At 54.4% G+C, this 17,939-nt stretch carries 14 protein-coding genes and 1 pseudogene; 10 read left to right on the forward strand and 5 right to left on the reverse strand.

The annotated features are described in order from the left end of the window. Positions 1 to 261: 261 nt before the first annotated feature. The 6 genes from LVJ85_RS04530 to pheA all read left to right on the forward strand — a co-directional run bounded on the left by LVJ85_RS04530 (position 262) and on the right by pheA (position 5,243). A complete protein-coding gene (locus LVJ85_RS04530) occupies positions 262 to 750 on the forward strand; it encodes a GAF domain-containing protein (RefSeq protein WP_244743023.1) in 489 nt (162 codons plus the stop codon). Between the two features lie 158 nt (positions 751 to 908). Further along, positions 909 to 1,568 (forward strand): protein-L-isoaspartate O-methyltransferase, encoded by a 660-nt coding sequence (locus tag LVJ85_RS04535; protein WP_244741849.1) that lies wholly within the window; start codon positions 909 to 911, stop codon positions 1,566 to 1,568. A gap of 100 nt (positions 1,569 to 1,668) precedes the next feature. Further along, the gene (locus LVJ85_RS04540) at positions 1,669 to 1,989 is read left to right on the forward strand and encodes a rhodanese-like domain-containing protein (RefSeq protein ID WP_244741850.1); all 321 of its coding nucleotides are present in this window, start codon (positions 1,669 to 1,671) and stop codon (positions 1,987 to 1,989) included. Between the two features lie 369 nt (positions 1,990 to 2,358). Then, positions 2,359 to 2,562 (forward strand): hypothetical protein, encoded by a 204-nt coding sequence (locus LVJ85_RS04545; RefSeq protein WP_244741852.1) that lies wholly within the window; start codon positions 2,359 to 2,361, stop codon positions 2,560 to 2,562. A gap of 247 nt (positions 2,563 to 2,809) precedes the next feature. Beyond that, a complete protein-coding gene (locus LVJ85_RS04550) occupies positions 2,810 to 4,039 on the forward strand; it encodes a multidrug effflux MFS transporter (RefSeq protein WP_244741853.1) in 1,230 nt (409 codons plus the stop codon). A gap of 121 nt (positions 4,040 to 4,160) precedes the next feature. Further along, positions 4,161 to 5,243, forward strand: a complete 1,083-nt coding sequence (gene pheA, locus LVJ85_RS04555) for a prephenate dehydratase (protein WP_181792175.1) — start codon at positions 4,161 to 4,163, stop codon at positions 5,241 to 5,243. A 105-nt stretch (positions 5,244 to 5,348) separates the two neighbouring features. On the opposite strand, the gene ubiB is transcribed toward pheA, so the two are convergent. Further along, complete coding sequence (ubiB, locus tag LVJ85_RS04560) at positions 5,349 to 6,860, reverse strand: ubiquinone biosynthesis regulatory protein kinase UbiB (RefSeq protein WP_244743026.1); 1,512 nt, start codon at positions 6,858 to 6,860, stop codon at positions 5,349 to 5,351. Between the two features lie 417 nt (positions 6,861 to 7,277). On the opposite strand from ubiB, the gene LVJ85_RS04565 reads away from it, so the two are divergent. Beyond that, positions 7,278 to 7,979 carry a hypothetical protein gene (locus LVJ85_RS04565; protein ID WP_244741855.1) on the forward strand — a complete coding sequence of 234 codons (702 nt, stop codon included), beginning with the start codon at positions 7,278 to 7,280 and terminating at the stop codon, positions 7,977 to 7,979. Positions 7,980 to 8,043: 64 nt separating this feature from the next. Here LVJ85_RS04565 and LVJ85_RS04570 read toward each other — a convergent pair. Further along, positions 8,044 to 8,213: pseudogene (locus tag LVJ85_RS04570) on the reverse strand (lipoprotein signal peptidase). Between the two features lie 65 nt (positions 8,214 to 8,278). Between LVJ85_RS04570 and LVJ85_RS04575 the strand changes: the two are divergent. Both LVJ85_RS04575 and LVJ85_RS04580 read left to right on the forward strand, forming a co-directional pair. Further along, positions 8,279 to 9,154, forward strand: coding sequence for a cation diffusion facilitator family transporter (locus tag LVJ85_RS04575; protein WP_244741857.1), 876 nt, complete (start codon positions 8,279 to 8,281; stop codon positions 9,152 to 9,154). A 169-nt stretch (positions 9,155 to 9,323) separates the two neighbouring features. Further along, positions 9,324 to 11,549: a DNA internalization-related competence protein ComEC/Rec2 gene (locus LVJ85_RS04580; protein WP_244743030.1), complete on the forward strand. Its 2,226-nt coding sequence runs from the start codon at positions 9,324 to 9,326 to the stop codon at positions 11,547 to 11,549. Between the two features lie 248 nt (positions 11,550 to 11,797). Here LVJ85_RS04580 and LVJ85_RS04585 read toward each other — a convergent pair whose 3' ends face one another. Beyond that, complete coding sequence (locus LVJ85_RS04585; protein ID WP_244741860.1) at positions 11,798 to 12,532, reverse strand: ankyrin repeat domain-containing protein; 735 nt, start codon at positions 12,530 to 12,532, stop codon at positions 11,798 to 11,800. A gap of 305 nt (positions 12,533 to 12,837) precedes the next feature. Next, on the reverse strand, positions 12,838 to 14,880 hold the full coding sequence (locus LVJ85_RS04590; protein WP_115133672.1) for an OPT family oligopeptide transporter: 2,043 nt from the start codon (positions 14,878 to 14,880) through the stop codon (positions 12,838 to 12,840). A 392-nt stretch (positions 14,881 to 15,272) separates the two neighbouring features. On the opposite strand from LVJ85_RS04590, the gene ilvD reads away from it, so the two are divergent. Beyond that, on the forward strand, positions 15,273 to 17,135 hold the full coding sequence (gene ilvD / locus LVJ85_RS04595; protein WP_244741863.1) for a dihydroxy-acid dehydratase: 1,863 nt from the start codon (positions 15,273 to 15,275) through the stop codon (positions 17,133 to 17,135). Between the two features lie 210 nt (positions 17,136 to 17,345). Here the strand turns inward: ilvD and LVJ85_RS04600 are convergent, their stop codons facing one another. Next, positions 17,346 to 17,846, reverse strand: coding sequence for a hypothetical protein (locus tag LVJ85_RS04600; protein WP_244741865.1), 501 nt, complete (start codon positions 17,844 to 17,846; stop codon positions 17,346 to 17,348). Between the last annotated feature and the right edge of the window lie 93 nt (positions 17,847 to 17,939).

Genomic DNA, 17,939 nt, shown 5'->3' on the forward strand with positions numbered 1-17,939 from the left:
CAGAATATTCGGATTTTAACGCACATTGCCGTGCTGTGTGGCGGTTTCGTGGGCTGGGAATGGGAAGTGGATATGCTTTTTTGTTGAATTTTATAAAAATTTTATTTGATTTGAAGGCAGTGTGGGGAGGCTGCGATTGAAGCTTTGGTGTTGGGTGTATGGATTGATGGAAGGTGTTGTGTGGTAATTGGCTTGACCGTATAAACGGCTTGCCGCGACAATACTGCCTGTTTTAGAAAATTTAAACGGAATGAAATGAGTATGCACGAGCTTCATGTAGAGAGTACGGACAAGGCTGAAATTTATAAGGAAATCCTGCCGCAGATTGAATGTTTGATTCAGGATGAAACGGATTTGATCGCGAATTTAGCCAATATTGCTGCGGTATTGAAAGCGGCATTCAGTTGGTTGTGGGTGGGTTTTTACTTGGTTGATGCTGAAAAACGCGAATTGGTGCTGGGGCCGTTTCAGGGGCCGTTGGCTTGTACGCGGATTCCTTTCGGCAGAGGGGTGTGTGGACAGGCTTGGGCGCGAGAAGAGACGATAGTAGTTGAAGATGTTAACCTGCATCCCGACCACATTGCTTGTTCGTCGTTATCTCAGTCTGAAATTGTGGTGCCCGTGCGCAATCGTTCGGGGCAGCTGATTGCGGTATTGGATGCGGATGCGGAAACAACGGCTTGCTATGACGGTACGGATGAATATTATTTGAACAAGTTGGCTGAAATGATTGCGGCGAATCAAGCGTGAGGCCGTCTGAAAAATACTGTTACACCGCTGTGAAAACCATTATAATCATACGTTGTATTTGATGTAGCGGTTTATCTCTTGAATAATAATCATGTTTTCTCCTGCCGAGCGGAGGAGGGAGCGGTCAAACCACCCCAAAAGTAATCACGGAGCACGGAATGAATTTTGAACAAGCGCGTTTCAATATGGTAGAGCAACAAATCCGCCCTTGGGATGTGTTGGATTTTGATGTTTTAGATGCGTTGAGTGAAGTTCCGCGCGAATATTTTGTGGCTGAGTCGCAGCAGGCTTATGCTTATGCAGATAAAACTTTGCCGTTGCCCAACGGCGGCAGTATGTTGGAGCCGAAGATTGTGGCGCGTTTGATTCAGGGCTTGGCTTTGAAAGCGGACGACAAGGTGCTGGAAGTGGGCACCGGCTCGGGTTATGCGGCAGCTTTGCTGAGCAAACTCAGCGCTAATGTGGTAACAGTAGATGTGGATGCTGAGCAGCAGCAGCGCGCTAAAGCGGTGTTGGACAAGCTCGGTTTTAACAAGATCATTTATGAGGTTGGCGACGGCTTGGCGGGTGCGTTGGGCGGTGCGCCTTTTGATGCGGTATATATCGGCGGCGCGGTGCCGGTTGTGCCGGAAGCGTTGAAAAACCAGTTGAGCAACAATGGCGGCCGTATGGTTGTGGTGGTGGGTGAAGCGCCTGTTCAACGTGCTTTACTGATTACCCGCAACGGTGATGCGTTTGCCGAGCAAGTGTTGTTTGATACTTATATTCCGCAATTGAAAACGCCGACCTTATCGCCGACAGCTAAATTTAATTTCTAAATTTGATGGTGAGGCCGTCTGAAATATTTTTCAGACGGCCTCATTCTATTGATAACAGAATAAACACCGACGCAATAGTCGGTAAGGAAAGTAGAAGACGATGATTCCGCAAATTACGCCTATTGAATTGAAACAGTGGATGGCAGACGGCATGGAGTTTGTTTTGCTGGATGTGCGTACGGATGAAGAGCTGGCGTTGTGTTCGCTGCCCAATCATACCCATATTCCTATGAACATGATTCCGATGCGCCACAATGAGCTGCCGGATGATATGCCGATTGTGGTGTATTGCCATCACGGTTTGCGCAGTCTGCACACGGCCATGTATTTGGCGGACGCCGGTTTTGAGCAGCTTTATAACTTGCAGGGCGGCATTGATGCTTGGTCGGTGTTGGTCGATTCGCAAGTGCCGCGCTATTGATGGAACTTTATTAAATCGAAATTCAGACGGCCTCTTGAGGCCGTTTTCTTTTGGGCGCAGGTATTTTGCCGTGCAAAGTTCTGTGAAGCTTTTTTGAATAGATGTTTAATGTTGAAACGGTTTGCGGTTTTTTGTGTATGCCGCAGTGATGTTGAGTGCGAAAGATGAGGCCGTCTGAAAAACGCTATATGGGAAACAGGCGTGGGGCGGCTTGCGGTCGGGCCGGCATTTTTTATTTTGATATCATTGAATCAAATTAATATTCTTTAACTTGATGACAATCGGGCAGATGAACTTTTCTTTTTTCATCCTTTCTCACAAGCACATGTCTCGGACATGACTTTCATAGATTTTATAAAGGATATACAGATGAAAAAGTTTGCTTTACTCGTATCTATGGCAGCGATGTCTGCCGCTGTGATGGCTGCTCCTGCTGAAAAAACAGCTAAAAAGCCGGAAGAGGCTAAAGTGTCTTCTTCTAAAGCAGCCAATAAAGCCGCTAAAACCAAAGGCACTACTGCTACCCCGATGGACGCTTCCGGCGTGAACGCTGCGAGCGGTGTCGTTAAGTAACTGCTAGGCCGAAGGGGGCTTCGGAATAACGGTTCGAACGATGTTTGAGGTGCCGTTTGTCCTTAGCCTCTTTGCCTAATCTATCCGACCTGCCGGAATCCGGCAGGTTTTTTGTTTCTTATGGGTTGGTGCAGCTTTTCCTAAAGACGGTGTGATGCGGGCATGGCGCTGTTATATAATGCGAGAGCCAAGCCGCCTTCAAGGTGGGCTTGGTTTATTGTATTGTTTTCCTGCCCGAAAGATGGTTATGCGCCCGACTTCTTCTATGCTCAGTGAAAAGCAGATGGCTTTTCTGCTGGCTTTGCTGGTGGCTTTGATGCCGCTGTCTGTGGATACTTATCTGCCCGCGATTCCCGATATGGCGAAAAGTTTGGGGGCGGATATCCACCGTATCGAGCAGAGTTTGAGTGCGTTTCTGTTTGGCGTGGCGGCCGGGCAGATTGTGGGCGGGTCGCTGTCGGATATTAAAGGGCGGCGCATCATTGCGTTGGTGGGCTTGGTGATATACACCGCCAGCGTGGCGGGTTTGGCGGCTGCTCAAACGGTTGAACAGCTGCTGCTGCTGAGGCTGGTGCAGGCATTTGGTGCGGGCATGGCCGTTGTGGTGGTGGGGGCGACGGTGCGCGATCATTATCAAGGCCGTAAAGCAGCGCAAATGTTCGCTTTAATCGGGATTATCATGATGGCCGCGCCCTTGCTGGCGCCGATGCTGGGCGCGGTGTTGAAAAGCTTGGGCGGCTGGCGGGCGATTTTCGTTTTCTTGGGTGTTTATGCCGTGGCCGTTTGGGGTTTGATTTATGTGTGTTTGGCCAAGCCGAAGCAGACGGGCAAGATAGACAGCAGCATTTTTTCGGTGGTGGCCGGCCGCTATAAACGGGTTTTGAGCACGAAACCCGCTTTGGGTTATCTCTTTTTTCAGGCGTTCAGCTTTTCTTCGATGTTTGTGTTTCTGACCGAATCGTCGTTTGTGTATATGGAGCTGTATCATGTTTCGGCACATGCGTATGCGTGGGTGTTCGGCATGAATATTCTGACTATGGCGGTGTTTAACCGCATCACGGCGATGCGCTTGAAAAACGGCACTCATGCGCAGGATATTTTGAAGTGGGGCATTGCGGTTCAGCTGGCGGCTAATGCGCTGATGTTTGTGTCGGTATTGTGGTTGAAGCTGCCGCCGATGTGGTGGCTGGTCGGGTGTGTGGTGGTGTCGGTCGGCACGCAGGGTTTGGTTACGGCCAACACGCAGGCCTGTTTTATGGAATATTTTAAGAAAGAGGGCGGCAGTGCCAATGCGGTGTTGGGGGTGTGCCAGTCGGTAATCGGCGCGTCGATGGGTATGCTGGCCACTTGGCTGCACAACGGTACGGCGCTGGTAATGAGCGGCATGATGCTGGTGTGTACGATGGTCGGCATTATTTTGCTGTGGTGGTGTTCGCGCGATGCTTGGCTGGAAAACCGCGGCAGAGAAATGGATTAAGCAGGCGGGGTGAGCTTTGAGGCCGTCTGAAAACATAACGGGAGTGTTTTCAGACGGCCTCTTAGTATGCGATTGATGTTAAAATCGGCTTCCTATCCTTTTACCGATACGGACAATAATAATGACGACCGACGATAAACTGTTGCCGCACCGCAATGCAATTGACGAAATAGATGCCACCATTCTGCGCCTGTTGAACGAGCGCGCCGGACACGCCCGCGCCATCGGCGAACTGAAAGGCACGGGCGTGGTGTACCGCCCGGAGAGAGAAGCGGCCGTGTTGCGCCGCATTCAGGATTTAAACCAAGGCCCGCTGCCCGATGAGGCGGTAACGCGCCTGTTTCGCGAGGTGATGAGCGAATGTTTGGCGGTGGAGCGGCCGTTAACCATCACTTATCTCGGCCCCGCGGGCACATTTACCCAGCAGGCTGCCGTCAAGCATTTCGGCCACGCTGCGCACACGCAATCGTGCACGACGATTGACGAATGTTTCCGCTTGGTGGAAGCGCGTCAGGCCGATTATGCGGTTACGCCGGTGGAAAACTCTACCGAAGGCAGCGTAGGGCGGGCGTTGGATCTGCTTTCCGTCACGCCGCTAAAAGCTTGCGGAGAAGTGGTTTTGCGGATTCACCACCATTTGCTGCGCAAAAACGGCGATGGTTTGAACGGCATTACCCGAGTTTATGCCCATGCTCAGGCATTGGCGCAATGTCATGAATGGTTGAGCCGCCATCTTCCCGATGCGGTAAGGATTTCCGTGTCCAGCAATGCTGAGGCCGCCCGTTTGGCTGCCGAGGCGGAAGAGGCGGGCGTGGCGGCAATTGCGGGGCAAACCGCTGCTGAAATCTATCAGCTGAACAAGATTGCCGACAGCATCGAAGACGAGCCGAACAATACCACCCGCTTTTTGGTGTTGGGGCATCAAAATACTTCGCCCACCGGCCGCGACAAAACCTCTTTGGTGGTTTCTACGCCCAACAAAGCCGGTGCGGTTAATGCGCTGCTCAAGCCTTTTACCGAGCTGGGCATTTCCATGACCAAATTCGAGAGCCGTCCCAGCCGTTCGGGATTGTGGGATTATCTGTTTTTTATCGACATCGAAGGCCATAAAGACGACCCCAACGTTCAGACGGCCTTAACTCAATTGGCGGAGCGGGCTTCGTTTGTGAAAGTGATCGGCTCTTATCCGCTGGCAGTGATGTAACCATCCGTAAGCGGTTTATCCGAACAAAAAGAAACCTAATCATCAAGGCAGGGAATGCCGACACGATGATTAGGTTTCTTTTTGCTTTTTAGCGCGGGCTTTGCGTTATTTGAATAATAAAATCAAAACCAAAGCGATAGCCATGACCGCCAGCCACAGGGTTTGCCGTTGCTGGATTTTCACCAGATGGATGTAGGCATCACGCATTTCCTGCTGGCGGTTTTCGTCCACCAGCATATTCAGTTTGCGCGGCAGGGCGGGCAGGATTTGCGCCCAATCAGGGGCTTCGTTTTTCAGGTTGTTGAAAAAGGCTTTCGGCCCGACCTGCTCGCTCATCCATTGGGTGAGAAACGGTTTGGCGGTGGCCCACAAATCCAAATCGGGGTCGAGCTGGCGACCCAAGCCTTCGATGTTTAACAGGGTTTTTTGCAGCAGCACAAGCTGGGGCTGGATTTCTACATTGAAGCGGCGGCTGGTTTCAAACAGACGCATCAACACCAAGCCGAAAGAAATTTGCGACAGCGGTTTGTTGAAAATCGGTTCGCACACCGCGCGCACGGCGGATTCCAGCTCTTCGGCGCGGGTATCGGCGGGCACCCAGCCCGATTCGATGTGGGCGGTGGCGACGCGGTGGTAATCGCGGTTGAAGAAGGCCAAAAAATTGATGGCGAGATAGCGTTTGTCGTAGTCGGTAAGGCTGCCGACGATGCCGAAATCCAGTGCGATGTAGCGGCCGTCGTCGGCAACGAGAATATTGCCCGGGTGCATATCGGCATGGAAAAAGCCGTTGCGGAACACTTGGGTGAAGAAAATTTCCACGCCGTAGCGGGCGAGCTGTTTCAAGTCGATGCCTTTGGCTTTCAGCGCGGCAATGTCGGCAACGGGCGTGCCGTCCATCCATTCGATGGTGAGCACGTCGCGGCTGCAATAGTCGTAAAACACTTTCGGCACAATCAGCATGTCGCTGTTTTGAAAGTTGCGCCCCAGTTGGCTGGCGTTGGCCGCTTCGCGCATGAGGTCGAGTTCGTCGTGCAGGTATTTGTCGAACTCCGCCACCACTTCGCGCGGTTTCAGGCGTTTGCCGTCGGCGAAAAGACGCTCCGCCCAGCCCGCGCCGAAGCGCAGCAAAGCCAAGTCCTGCTCGATTACCGGCAAGAGATTGGGGCGCAATACTTTTACGGCCACCTGTTCGCCGCTGTGCAAACGCGCTTTGTGTACTTGCGCGATCGACGCGCTGGCAACGGGACGGGTTTCAAATGCGGCATAAAGTGCGGAGATGGGCTGCCCGAGGGAGGCTTCGATTTGGCGGCGCGAAAGATCGGCGTCGAAAGGCGGCACGCGGTCTTGCAGCTTGGCCAGCTCTTGCGCGTAGGCGGGCGGAATCAAATCGGGGCGGGTGGAAAGCACTTGCCCGAATTTCACGAAAATCGGCCCCAAGTGTTCCAAGGCCAAGCGTAAACGCACGGGAAGCGGTTCGTCGGCGGCTTCGGCGGATTGCGGAATTTTTTGAAGCGCGGCACGCAGCCAGTTTTGGCGGATATGGCCGGAAACAAGCTCGGCGAGGCCGAAGCGGTAAACGGTTTGGACGATGGTTTTGGTGCGTTTAAGCCATTTCATCATGGTTTTTCAGACGGCATGGAAAAAAGGGGATTATAAAGCATGAAGGCTCGGGTTTACATGGTCGTGCATAAGAATAAATTCAGGCTGCGGGCTTTGCAAAACCCTCGTCTGCGGCGCGTTTCTGCGTTGTGCGCTGTCCGCCCGTTCAGCCTATCTAATTGAAAAACCGTCGGCACTTACGGTATATTCCCTATCGGCGGCCACATTCGGGCGAGAGGTTGAAGGGCTGTAAGCTTTGACGGCTTGAGCCGTTTTCACACCGCTCCCCGCCCGCAGCCGTTGCGTCTTGAGCGGCATGCCTGCTGATGACGGGCATGTACACGTTTCAGCTTATCGGACAGTGTTTAGGCCGTCTGAAAAAGTGGTTTCAGACGGCCTGCATGTTATACAGACAATTTCTTCAGGATGATTCACATGCGTAAAATTATTCTTGCTTTACTGGTATCGGGTTTGCCGTTTGCTGCATCGGCCGCCGATAATATCGACAAACAACTGCTCGCGATGGCAGGAAACTACGAAATCGGCAAGCCCGAGCAACGCATCAAGAAAATCACATACAGCATTGCCGAGCAAAACAATCAAGACAACCAAATTCAAATCAATCAACAGGTTGAGAAATTCTCCAACGTGAGCATGTTTTCCTCGGCCAACAGCCACGTTAAAAACAAAACCACATCCGTGAAAGGCCGCCCGAACGCGAAAAGCCTGATTCTGCTCAACCATTGGGAGCTGCGTTGGAAGATGGACGAAGGTGCGTTTACCACCCAAAACCTGCACATTTCTCCGCCGCCGGCGCAATGGAGCAAGCAGGGCGGCGACTTCCAAAGCTCTGCCGTGCTGGTCGACAAAAACGGCCGGATTTTCTTAAAAGAACAATGCCGCTTGGGCGCACAGCAAGACGCGCAACAGCTTCACAGCAAGCTCAAAGGTGCCGTGCAGCAGGCGCAATGCAAAATGACCTTGAACAACGAAGCGGGCACGCTCAATATGTCGCAGGATTTTGAGGGCTATTATCTGCCCGGCGCTCAAATCTTCATTCCGCGCACGCTGGTGGTAACGAACAACAGAACCGGCAGAATCGATAAAGTCGTTTATCAGATTGATAAGATCAACTAAGCGCTTGAAAACCGCCGCGTAGGAAACCGGCGGCACAGATGGCCGTCTGAATATTCAGACGGCCTCATTTTTCAACAGCCTGAGACCTTTGCAAAACCCTCAGATGTGGATGCAGTTCAAGGCGCAGCAGCGCAGCGAGTGCAGACATATCATACAGATAGGCAAACGAGCGAGCAGTACCCCTAGGGCATAAACGCACTACGCAGAAATGCGCCGCAGATGGGGGTTTTGCATAGGTCTCAGCCTGAAGAAGCTGTAAACACAACTTATGCCGCTTTATATTCACAGGAACCCACGCCATGACCACCACTCATCCCGATTCACGCGCGCGTTTGTTGAAGCTCGCCACTTACGCCTCCACGTCCACCGCGCTTTTACTCGTGGGCTTGAAGGCGGCGGCGTGGCTGTTTAGCGGTTCGGTGAGCATTTTGGCGAGCTTGGCCGATTCTCTCACCGATTTGGCGGCGAGCGTGTTTAATCTCTTTGCCGTGCGCTTGGCGTTGCGGCCTGCCGATGCCGACCATGCTTTCGGGTACGGCAAGGCGGAAGGTTTGTCGGCATTGGCGCAATCTGCGTTTATCGGCGGTTCGGCGTTGTTTTTGCTGCTGAACGCGCTCAACCGGCTGATGGATCCCGAGCCTGTGCAGCATACGGGCTGGGGCATTGCCGTGATGGTGGTGTCGGTGGTGATGACGGCGGCTTTGGTGCTGTTTCAGCGTTATGTGTTGAAGCAGCAGGCTTCGCAAGCGGTGGCGGCGGATAAACTGCATTATGTAACGGATTTACTGTCGAATTCGGTGGTGTTGGCAGCGCTGGTGATGGCTGCTTACGGCTGGCATCAAGCCGATGCTTGGCTGGCTTTGCTGCTGTCGTTGTGGATTGGAAAAAGCGTGTTCGATATCGGCCGCGATGCGGTTCGCACGCTGATGGACCAATCGCTGCCGCCGCAAGAAGTTGATGCTGTCCGCAGCGCGGTATCGGCTTTGCCCGAAGTGCAAGGCGTGCATGATCTGAAAACCCGCCGTTCGGGCGGCACGGTGTTTGTGCAGCTGCATATTGGTTTGGACGCAGCCATGACGCTGGAGGCTTCGCACCAAGTGGCGAAAGCGGCGGCGGCCGAGGTGAGAAGTTTGTTTGCGGACGCCGATGTGCTGGTGCATACCGATCCCGTGTGAAGCATGAATGCGGCGGGTTCGCTTTTTAATGGATAAGCGAACCTTCCTGCGCGGATACAACAATTCAAGCGGCGTTATCGCCTGATTCTCCTATACCGTTCTGACGGTATTCTGATTTTTCTTTATCATCTCTTTCTTGATTGTTTTAAAAGAAACCATATTCATGCCGATGTTTTGGCTGCCGCTTTGGGTAAGCGGCGTTGTTGTTTCGTTTGCGCTGCCCGCCGTGCCGTCTTGGACGGCGCTGGCGGCGGTATGGCTGTGCCTGTTTGCGGCGGCGTGGCGGTTTCGGACGGCGGCGTGGCTGCTGATATGTTTTTCCGGCGCGTTATACGGCATTGGGCGTACGCAAGCTGCTTTGGAAAAACAATGGCCTGCGGTTCAGACGGCCTCTGTGCCGCTTACGGTAAAAGTGGCGGATTTGCCGCAGCGCGACGATAAACGGGTGCGTTTTACGGCTGTTGCGCGCGATGATGCGGGGCGGGAATACCGTTTGCTGCTGTCCGACTACCGTTTGCGCGATTGGCCGGTCGGCAGCGAATGGCGGGTGCAGGCGCGGGTAAGGCCGCCGGTGGGCGAGGCGAATCTGCGCGGTTTCAACCGTGAGGCGTGGGCGTTGGCCAACGGCATCGGCGGCGTGGGCAGCATCGGCAAAGAGCGGCAGGCTGCGGCGCAAAACCGTGCCGGCGGTTTATCGGCTTGGCGCGAAACGGTCAGCCTGCGTTGGCAGCAAACCGACACCCGCGGGCGCGATTTTTCAGACGGCCTCGGTTTGATGCGGGCGTTGAGCATCGGCGAGCAATCGGCTTTGAGCGCGCAGGCGTGGCAGGCGTTTCGGCCTTTGGGTTTGAACCATCTGGTGAGTATTTCCGGCCTGCATGTGAGCATGGTGGCGGTGCTGGCAGGGTGGCTGACGAAGCAGTTGCTGCGCCTGCTCCCGCGCGTACCGAAACGGCCGCGGGCGTGGATGCTGGCGGCGGGTTTGGCGGCGGCGTTGTTTTATGCGGGCTTGGCGGGCTTTTCGGTGCCGACGCAGCGCAGCGTGTTGATGCTGCTTGCTCTGGCATGGGCTTGGCGGCGCGGCAGCGGTGCGTCGGTGTGGACGGGTTGGTGGCAGGCGCTGGCGGTGGTGCTGTTGTTCGACCCGTTGGCGGTATTGAGCGCGGGGTTTTGGCTGTCGTTCGGCTTGGTCGGCGCTTTGCTGTGGGTGTCGGCAGGCCGTCTGAACGAACGCGGCTGGCTGTTGGCGGTGCGCGGGCAATGGGCGGTGTCGCTGTTGTCGGTGGTGGCGTTGGGCAGTATGTTCGCTTCGCTGCCTTTAATCAGCCCGTTGGTGAATGCGTTGGCGATTCCGTGGTTTTCGTGGGTATTGGTGCCGCTGGCTCTGCTGGCTTCGTTGTTGCCGTTTGGTTGGCTGCAATGGCTGGCGGCTGCGGCGGGCGAATACACGATGCGGCTGCTGGTGCTCACGGCACAAGTTGCGCCCGAATATGCGGTTGCCGCCGCTCCGCCTTATTTGCTGCCGTTGGCGGTGGCGGCAGCGATGATTGCGCTGCTGCCGCGCGGCACGGGCTGGAAACCGCTGGCATGGTTGGTGTTGGCGGGCTTTGTGCTGTACCGCCCGCCGCCGCTTGCGGAAGGCCGTCTGAAAGTAACGGTATGGGACGCGGGGCAGGGTTTGTCGGTGTTGATGCAGACGAAAGAGCATAATCTGTTGTTCGACACTGGCACGGAGCACATCGCCAACGCGCAGATTCTGCCCGGCCTGAATGCTGCGGGTGTGCGCGGTTTGGACGTGCTGGTGCTGTCGCACCACGATACCGACCACGACGGCGGTTTCACTGAAATCCGCCAAGCCAAACAGCCGCGCGAAATCCGGGCTGGGCAGCCTGAGTTTTATCAGGGCGCGCGGTTTTGCAGGGAGCGGCAATGGCAATGGAACGGCGTGGTGTTTGAGTTTTTGAGGCCGTCTGAAAACTCGAAAACGGCCGACGACAACGAGCAAAGCTGCGTTTTGCGCGTGCTGGCGGGCGGTCAGTCGCTGCTGGTAACGGGCGATTTGGGCAAACGCGGCGAGCTGGCGTTGGTGGAAAAATACGGCGAAGGCTTGTACAGCCAAGTGCTGGTGCTGGGACATCACGGCAGCGACACTTCGTCGGCAGGCGGCTTTCTGAATGCCGTTTCTCCGCAATACGCCGTGGCTTCGAGCGGCTATGCCAATGCTTACAAACACCCCGCCGCTGCGGTGCAAAACCGCGTGAAAGCGCACGGCATTACGCTGCTGCGTACCGATTTGTCGGGCGGCTTGGTGTTTGAATTCGGCGCGGGGGAAGAGGTGCAGGTAGGCCGTCTGAAAACGGATAAACCTTATTGGCAGAGGAAGCCGTTTGAATGATGGCGGGTATTGAATCTTACTTTACAGAGTAGGGAGCTGCCCTGATAAAACGCTAATGGTGTTCAATAACCTTGCCTTATTACGGTTTGCCACGGTGCGTCATACTCGGGTCAAGCCCGAGTATGACGTGTCGTTTGTAGGGGAGGATATGCGATCTGCCCCCTACAAAACGGTTTTGAAACTCAAGGTTTGCCGCATTCGCAAAAAGGCCGTCTGAAACCATTTTTTCAGACGGCCTGGCAAAGATGTTATTCGCAGCTCGATTTGCCGGTGCGGTGGTTGATGGCACCTTTGGAAATCAGCAAAGCCTGCATTTCCTTATGCCCGCGGGTGCAGGCGTAAGAGAGTGCGCTTTGGTTGTACGAGCCGGCGGATTTGTTGGTTTGGGTGGTTACCAAGTTCGGATTTGCGCCGAGTGAAAGCAGGTATTTCACCGTTTCGATGCGGTTGTTGCTGGCGGCCACCATCAGCAGCGTTTCGCCGTCGCTTTCTACGGTTTGGTCGTTCAAATCGGTTTTGTCTTTCAGTTTGGCATACACCTTGCGCACGATTTTGGTGTTTTTGCCCAATACGGCGGATTTGAGCACGTTGTACACGTCGCCGCGGTCGGTGGCGTTCAAATCGGCACCTTGGGCAATCAGGTAATCCACCATGTCTTCATAGCCGATAAACGCCGCCCAACCGAGCGCGGTTTGACCCAAACCGGCTTCGTCTTTGGCTTCGAGGTTTTGGCCTTTGGCCACCATTTTTTTCACTTTGGCCAAGTTGCCTTGCTTCACGGCATCAAACCATTCGGCATCGGGGCCTTCTGAAGGTTTGTCGTAGAAAATGCGCCATGAAAGTTTTTTCGGATTGGCGATATCCTGCATTTCGGCCATGCTGTAACGGAATTTGCCTTTGGCAGCGGGCGCGGCCGAAGCGGCTACGGGCAAAACGAAGGCGGCCGCAAGCAAGGCGGCGGGGATAAATTTTTGAATGGACATAAAGTTTCCTTTGAAAAAGCGGTGTGGAAATGAAATATTGTAGGGCGAAAAATAAGAGGCCGTCTGAAACTTTACCCGCAGTTTCAGACGGCCTTGTAAAGTTTACGTTAGACGGAGGAAAAGGGCGTTTCTTTCAGCAATATCGTTTTTTCTTTGGCTTATTAGTTGAAGCTGTATTTTTTATCACGGTATTTGCTTCACTGTTGTTTGCCATACAAAGGCCGTCTGAAAAACAGTTTTAGCGAAACCCGCATAACCCGTTTTCAGACGGCCTGTTTAAATAGCGCAAGTTTAAGCTGTGATGCTTAATTGCGGACTGATTTTAAAACCCGTTTGGCGAAAATCAGCATGCCCGTGATAAAGGCGGCCAAGCCCAGCCATGAGGCGATGCCGCTCCAGTTGTCGAGGTTGAGCGCGAGCGGGGCGTCCGAGCCGCCGCCGGTTACGGAGGCGGCAATGATAAAGGCCATAATTACGCCGATCAGGCTTTCGCCGACAATCAAACCGGCGGCAAACAGCGTGCCGGCGCGTTCGGTTTTTTTCAGGCGGCTTTCCGTGTCGTTCGGATAGCGTTTGCGGACGATGTTTTTCAATACCGCCGCCAACACGGCGCCGATGATGATGGGCATGTTGATGGAAGGCGGCAGGTAAATGCCCATGCCCACGGCCAATACCGGCAGGCTGAGTTTGGAGGCCGAGCTTTTCTTCAGCACCAAATCCACGATAATCAGCGCCACGCCGATGGCCACGCCGGTGAAGATGTAGGTCCATTGCAGGTTGTGGGCGAAAATACCTTGTGCGATGGTGGTCATCAAGGTTGCCTGCGGAGCGGCGAGGGCTTGCGAAGCGTCCATGCCTTCGCGCGGCATCGCACCGGTAAAGCCGTAAGCCTGATAGAGGATTTCCAAAACGGGAGCAATCACTACCGCGCCGACGATACAACCGATAATCAGCGCCACTTGCTGACGCCACGGCGTCGCCTGCACCAGATAGCCGGTTTTCAAATCTTGCAGGTTGTCGTTGGAAATCGACGCTACCGAAATCACGGCCGAGCCGCAGAACAGCGTTAAGGCCAGCATAAACTGACGCGTGCCTTCATCGGCAAACAGCCCTGAAGATTCGCCGATCAGCAGCAAAACGATGGAAATGGTCAGAATGGAAATGATGCCGATGCCGGAAATGGGGCTGGAGGAAGAACCCACCAAGCCGGCCATATAACCGCAGGCGGCGGCCACCAAGAAGCCGATGACGGACGTGAGCAGGGTGCACACGATAACCAGCAGCCAGCCCAAACCGGCGGGAATGTTGGCGGCTTCGATAAAGTGGTAAAAGCTGAACGCCAAAATCGCCATCATGCCTAAAGTCCACAAAATCATCGACTTGGGCGATAAATCCTGTTCGATGCGTTGGGTGGAAACTTCGGCTTTGCCGCTAAACGCACGGAACGATAAACGCATGCCTTCCATCATCGGTTTGAACAGGGTAATCAGCGTCCAAATCGCTGCAATACCGATGGTGCCTGCGCCGATAAAGCGCACTTTTTCTTTCCAAAGCTGCATACCGTAGGCCGCCATTTCCATATCGGCGGGTTGGGGAACGGCAGACGAGAAATAAGGTACGGCCACGCCCCACGCGATGAAAATGCCCACCAGAATGGCGATACCGCCGGTGATGCCGACCAAATAGCCTGCGCCCAGCAAGGCCAGTGAAAAGCCCATCGGCAGTTGGAAGATGGCGTTGCCCGATTTAAACCAGTAGCTGGCGTGGTCGGCCGTTACGCGCAAGCCGTTGCTGGCGAAGCTCAACAGCCCGGCCAAAACGCCGCCGGCGGCAATTTCGCCGATGCCGCTGTCTTTGTTGCCGTTTTCTTTTTGGCCGTCATGCTCGCTGCTGCCGACTTTCAAAATTTCAGCCGCCGCCACGCCTTCGGGATAGGGCAGATCGCTTTTCACTACCATGGCGTAACGCAGCGGAATCGTGAAAATCACGCCCAAAATACCGCCCGCCATGCACAGCAGCGACGTTTGCCAAAAGGGAAAGCCGTTCCAGTAGCCCGCCATCAGTAAGCCGGGCAGCACGAAGATGATGGTGGAAAGCGTGCCCGCGGCAGACGCTTGGGTCTGCACCATATTGTTTTCCAAGATGTTGCTGCCTTTGGCGAATTTCAAAATCGCCATGGAAATCACGGCGGCAGGAATCGAGGAAGCAAAAGTGAGGCCGACTTTCAAGCCGAGATAAACGTTGGATGCGGTAAAAATCACCGTAATCAACGCGCCTAAAACCATACCGCGAAGGGTTAGCTCGCGGTATCCCGCATAGGGGTCATGATGATGTGATTGTTGCGACATATTGTGTTCTCCGTATTGGAAACCGTTAATATTGTTTGGTAATTTAGGATATGTCAAGAAATGTTATACATTTGGAAAGAATGAATGTTAAAGTGTTATCTAGTTGAGGCCGTCTGAAAACGCTAAAAACGGGCGGCGCAGGCTTTGGGCAAAAGAGACCGGCGGCAGCGTTTGGAAATGCAGCCGCAGCGTGTTCAGACGGCCTTAACTGGTATAAAATACGCGCCTGTTTTTATACGGCAAATTTGCTTTGAACGAGCGTGCGCCCGTTTCGGAATCAAGCGCGTTTCAAGCCTGCCGCAGCTTCATGAATAAAGATTGAGGCCGTCTGAAACATTCAGACGGCCGACGATACACAAACTTCCCGAATATTCCATACAAAGGAACACACCATGCCAGCTTACCGCTCCAAAACCTCCACCCACGGCCGCAATATGGCCGGTGCGCGCGCTTTATGGCGTGCCACCGGCGTGGCCGACGAAGATTTCGGCAAACCGATTATCGCCATTGCCAACTCGTTCACCCAGTTCGTACCCGGCCATGTGCATCTGCACAATATGGGTCAACTCGTGGCGCGCGAAATCGAAAAAGCAGGCGGTTTGGCCAAAGAATTCAACACCATCGCGGTGGACGACGGCATTGCCATGGGCCACAGCGGTATGCTGTACAGCCTGCCCAGCCGCGATTTGATTGCCGATTCGGTGGAATACATGGTCAACGCGCATTGCGCCGACGCGCTGGTGTGCATTTCCAACTGCGACAAAATCACCCCGGGCATGCTGATGGCCGCCATGCGCCTGAACATTCCCACCGTATTTGTTTCAGGCGGCCCGATGGAAGCGGGCAAAGTCATCGGCGTGGCCAACATCACCGATACCCGCAAGCTGGATTTGGTGGACGCAATGGTGGATGCCGCCAACGATGAAGTCTCCGACGAAGAAGTAGCGGCGGTAGAACGCTCCGCCTGCCCGACCTGCGGTTCCTGCTCCGGCATGTTTACCGCCAACTCGATGAACTGCCTCACCGAAGCCTTGGGCTTGTCGCTGCCGGGCAACGGCTCTCTGCTGGCCACTCACGCAGGCCGTAAAGAACTGTTTTTGGAAGCAGGCCGTCTGATTGTGGAAATCACCAAACGCTATTACGAGCAAGACGACGAGAGCGTATTGCCGCGCAGCATCGCCACCAAAGCTGCGTTTGAAAACGCCATGAGTTTGGACGTGGCGATGGGCGGCTCCACCAACACCGTGCTGCATCTGTTGGCCGCCGCCAGCGAAGCGCAAGTGGATTTCAAAATGGCCGACATCGACCGCATCAGCCGCCAAGTGCCGTGTTTGTGTAAAGTCGCGCCCGCCACGCAGAAATACCACATGGAAGATGTACACCGCGCAGGCGGCGTGATGGGCATTCTGGCCGAACTCGACCGCGCCGGCTGCCTGAAAACCGATGTTTCCACCGTTCACGAAAAAACCTTGAAAGATGCGCTGGCGAAATGGGACATCACCAACCCCGCCAACGAAACCGCACATCAGCGTTATAAAGCCGCACCGGGCGGCGTGCGCACTACCGAAGCCTTTTCGCAAAACCGACAATGGCCTTCGCTCGACCTCGACCGCGAAAACGGCTGTATCCGCAGCAAAGCGCACGCTTATTCGCAAGACGGCGGCTTGGCGGTGCTGTTCGGCAACATCGCCGAGCGCGGTTGCGTGGTGAAAACCGCCGGTGTGGACGACAGCATTCTCAAATTCACCGGCCGCGCGCGCGTGTTTGAAAGCCAAGATTCCGCGGTGGCGGGTATTTTGGATAACCAAATCGTCGCCGGCGATATTGTGATTATCCGCTACGAAGGCCCGAAAGGCGGCCCGGGCATGCAGGAAATGCTGTATCCCACCAGCTACCTGAAATCCAAAGGTTTGGGCAAAGCATGCGCCTTGCTCACCGACGGCCGTTTTTCAGGCGGCACCTCCGGCTTGAGCATCGGCCACGTTTCGCCCGAAGCGGCAGAAGGCGGTGCCATCGGTTTGGTGAAAGAGGGCGACACCATCGAAATCGACATCCCCAACCGCAGCATCCGTTTGGCCGTTTCCGATGAAGAATTGGCCGCGCGTCGCAGCGAAATGGAAGCGCGCGGAGCCAAAGCGTGGAAGCCCGAAAACCGCGACCGCCACGTTTCCGCCGCCTTGCGTGCTTACGCGGCCATGACCACTTCCGCGGACACCGGCGCGGTGCGCGATGTGAGCCAAGTTGAGCGCAAATAAGCGTCGAATGATCAAGAGGCCGTCTGAAAACAGGTTTTCAGACGGCCTCTTGATTTGAGGGAAGGCAATTGAAGTTGAAGTTTGCTTTCTCAATCCGAATCCAAAATAAAACGAAACAGAAGAGAAAACTTTTCGGGTTTATTGAAAGATTTGCTCTTCTGTTTCGCGGTTTCTACGGCTTGTTTTTCTGCCCGTTCGGGCTATCGTGCGTTATTTGCACACCGCTGCGGCAATGTTTTCCGTATAAGGCGTTTTGTTCCAGCTGTCGGGCTGGGGGATGCCGTTTTCTGTGTTTTTCACGTTGGCCTGCAATTTTTTATCGCAGTCTATCAGTACCGGCCAAGTGTTGGCACTCATGCGCCGTTCGAAGAAATATAGGTTGGCCTGAATGATTCGGTTGTCGCCGTTCACGGGCAGGGTTTTGGCGGTATCCACGGCAACGAATTTCAATACTTGGGGTTTGATATAACTCCACGGCTTGTAAAAAGCGGTATCCGCAATTTCGGCTACAACTTCCGTTCCTGCGGGAAGCAGGGAGCGGGTGTGGTTGTACCAAGTGTATTCGCTATACACCTGAAACAATATCATGCCTAAGCCTGCGCTGGCGGGAACCGCCCATTTCGGCATTTTTTTAAAGATCAATTTCAAGCCGAGTACGATGCCTGCTGCGCCCAGCCCGGCAAATAAAGTGGCGATCCATTCCCAAATCATGGCGTGTTCCTCTGAAGTGATGGTGATACAGCCCGCATAGCCGCCGTTAAGTCGTGAATAGGATGCTTCTGCGGCTAAGGTTTGTTACCGTAT

The sequence above is a fragment of the Neisseria sp. Dent CA1/247 genome, assembly GCF_022870825.1.
GTDB lineage: Bacteria > Pseudomonadota > Gammaproteobacteria > Burkholderiales > Neisseriaceae > Neisseria > Neisseria zoodegmatis.

Excerpts from the sequence above, each read along its gene's own strand:
- LVJ85_RS04530 (WP_244743023.1), top strand. The coding sequence starts at position 262 with ATGCACGAGCTTCATGTAGAGAGTACGGACAAGGCTGAAATTTATAAG.
- LVJ85_RS04535 (WP_244741849.1), top strand. The coding sequence starts at position 909 with ATGAATTTTGAACAAGCGCGTTTCAATATGGTAGAGCAACAAATCCGC.
- LVJ85_RS04540 (WP_244741850.1), top strand. The coding sequence starts at position 1,669 with ATGATTCCGCAAATTACGCCTATTGAATTGAAACAGTGGATGGCAGAC.
- LVJ85_RS04545 (WP_244741852.1), top strand. The coding sequence starts at position 2,359 with ATGAAAAAGTTTGCTTTACTCGTATCTATGGCAGCGATGTCTGCCGCT.
- LVJ85_RS04550 (WP_244741853.1), top strand. The coding sequence starts at position 2,810 with ATGCGCCCGACTTCTTCTATGCTCAGTGAAAAGCAGATGGCTTTTCTG.
- pheA (WP_181792175.1), top strand. The coding sequence starts at position 4,161 with ATGACGACCGACGATAAACTGTTGCCGCACCGCAATGCAATTGACGAA.
- ubiB (WP_244743026.1), bottom strand. The coding sequence starts at position 6,860 with ATGAAATGGCTTAAACGCACCAAAACCATCGTCCAAACCGTTTACCGC.
- LVJ85_RS04565 (WP_244741855.1), top strand. The coding sequence starts at position 7,278 with ATGCGTAAAATTATTCTTGCTTTACTGGTATCGGGTTTGCCGTTTGCT.
- LVJ85_RS04575 (WP_244741857.1), top strand. The coding sequence starts at position 8,279 with ATGACCACCACTCATCCCGATTCACGCGCGCGTTTGTTGAAGCTCGCC.
- LVJ85_RS04580 (WP_244743030.1), top strand. The coding sequence starts at position 9,324 with ATGTTTTGGCTGCCGCTTTGGGTAAGCGGCGTTGTTGTTTCGTTTGCG.
- LVJ85_RS04585 (WP_244741860.1), bottom strand. The coding sequence starts at position 12,532 with ATGTCCATTCAAAAATTTATCCCCGCCGCCTTGCTTGCGGCCGCCTTC.
- LVJ85_RS04590 (WP_115133672.1), bottom strand. The coding sequence starts at position 14,880 with ATGTCGCAACAATCACATCATCATGACCCCTATGCGGGATACCGCGAG.
- ilvD (WP_244741863.1), top strand. The coding sequence starts at position 15,273 with ATGCCAGCTTACCGCTCCAAAACCTCCACCCACGGCCGCAATATGGCC.
- LVJ85_RS04600 (WP_244741865.1), bottom strand. The coding sequence starts at position 17,846 with ATGATTTGGGAATGGATCGCCACTTTATTTGCCGGGCTGGGCGCAGCA.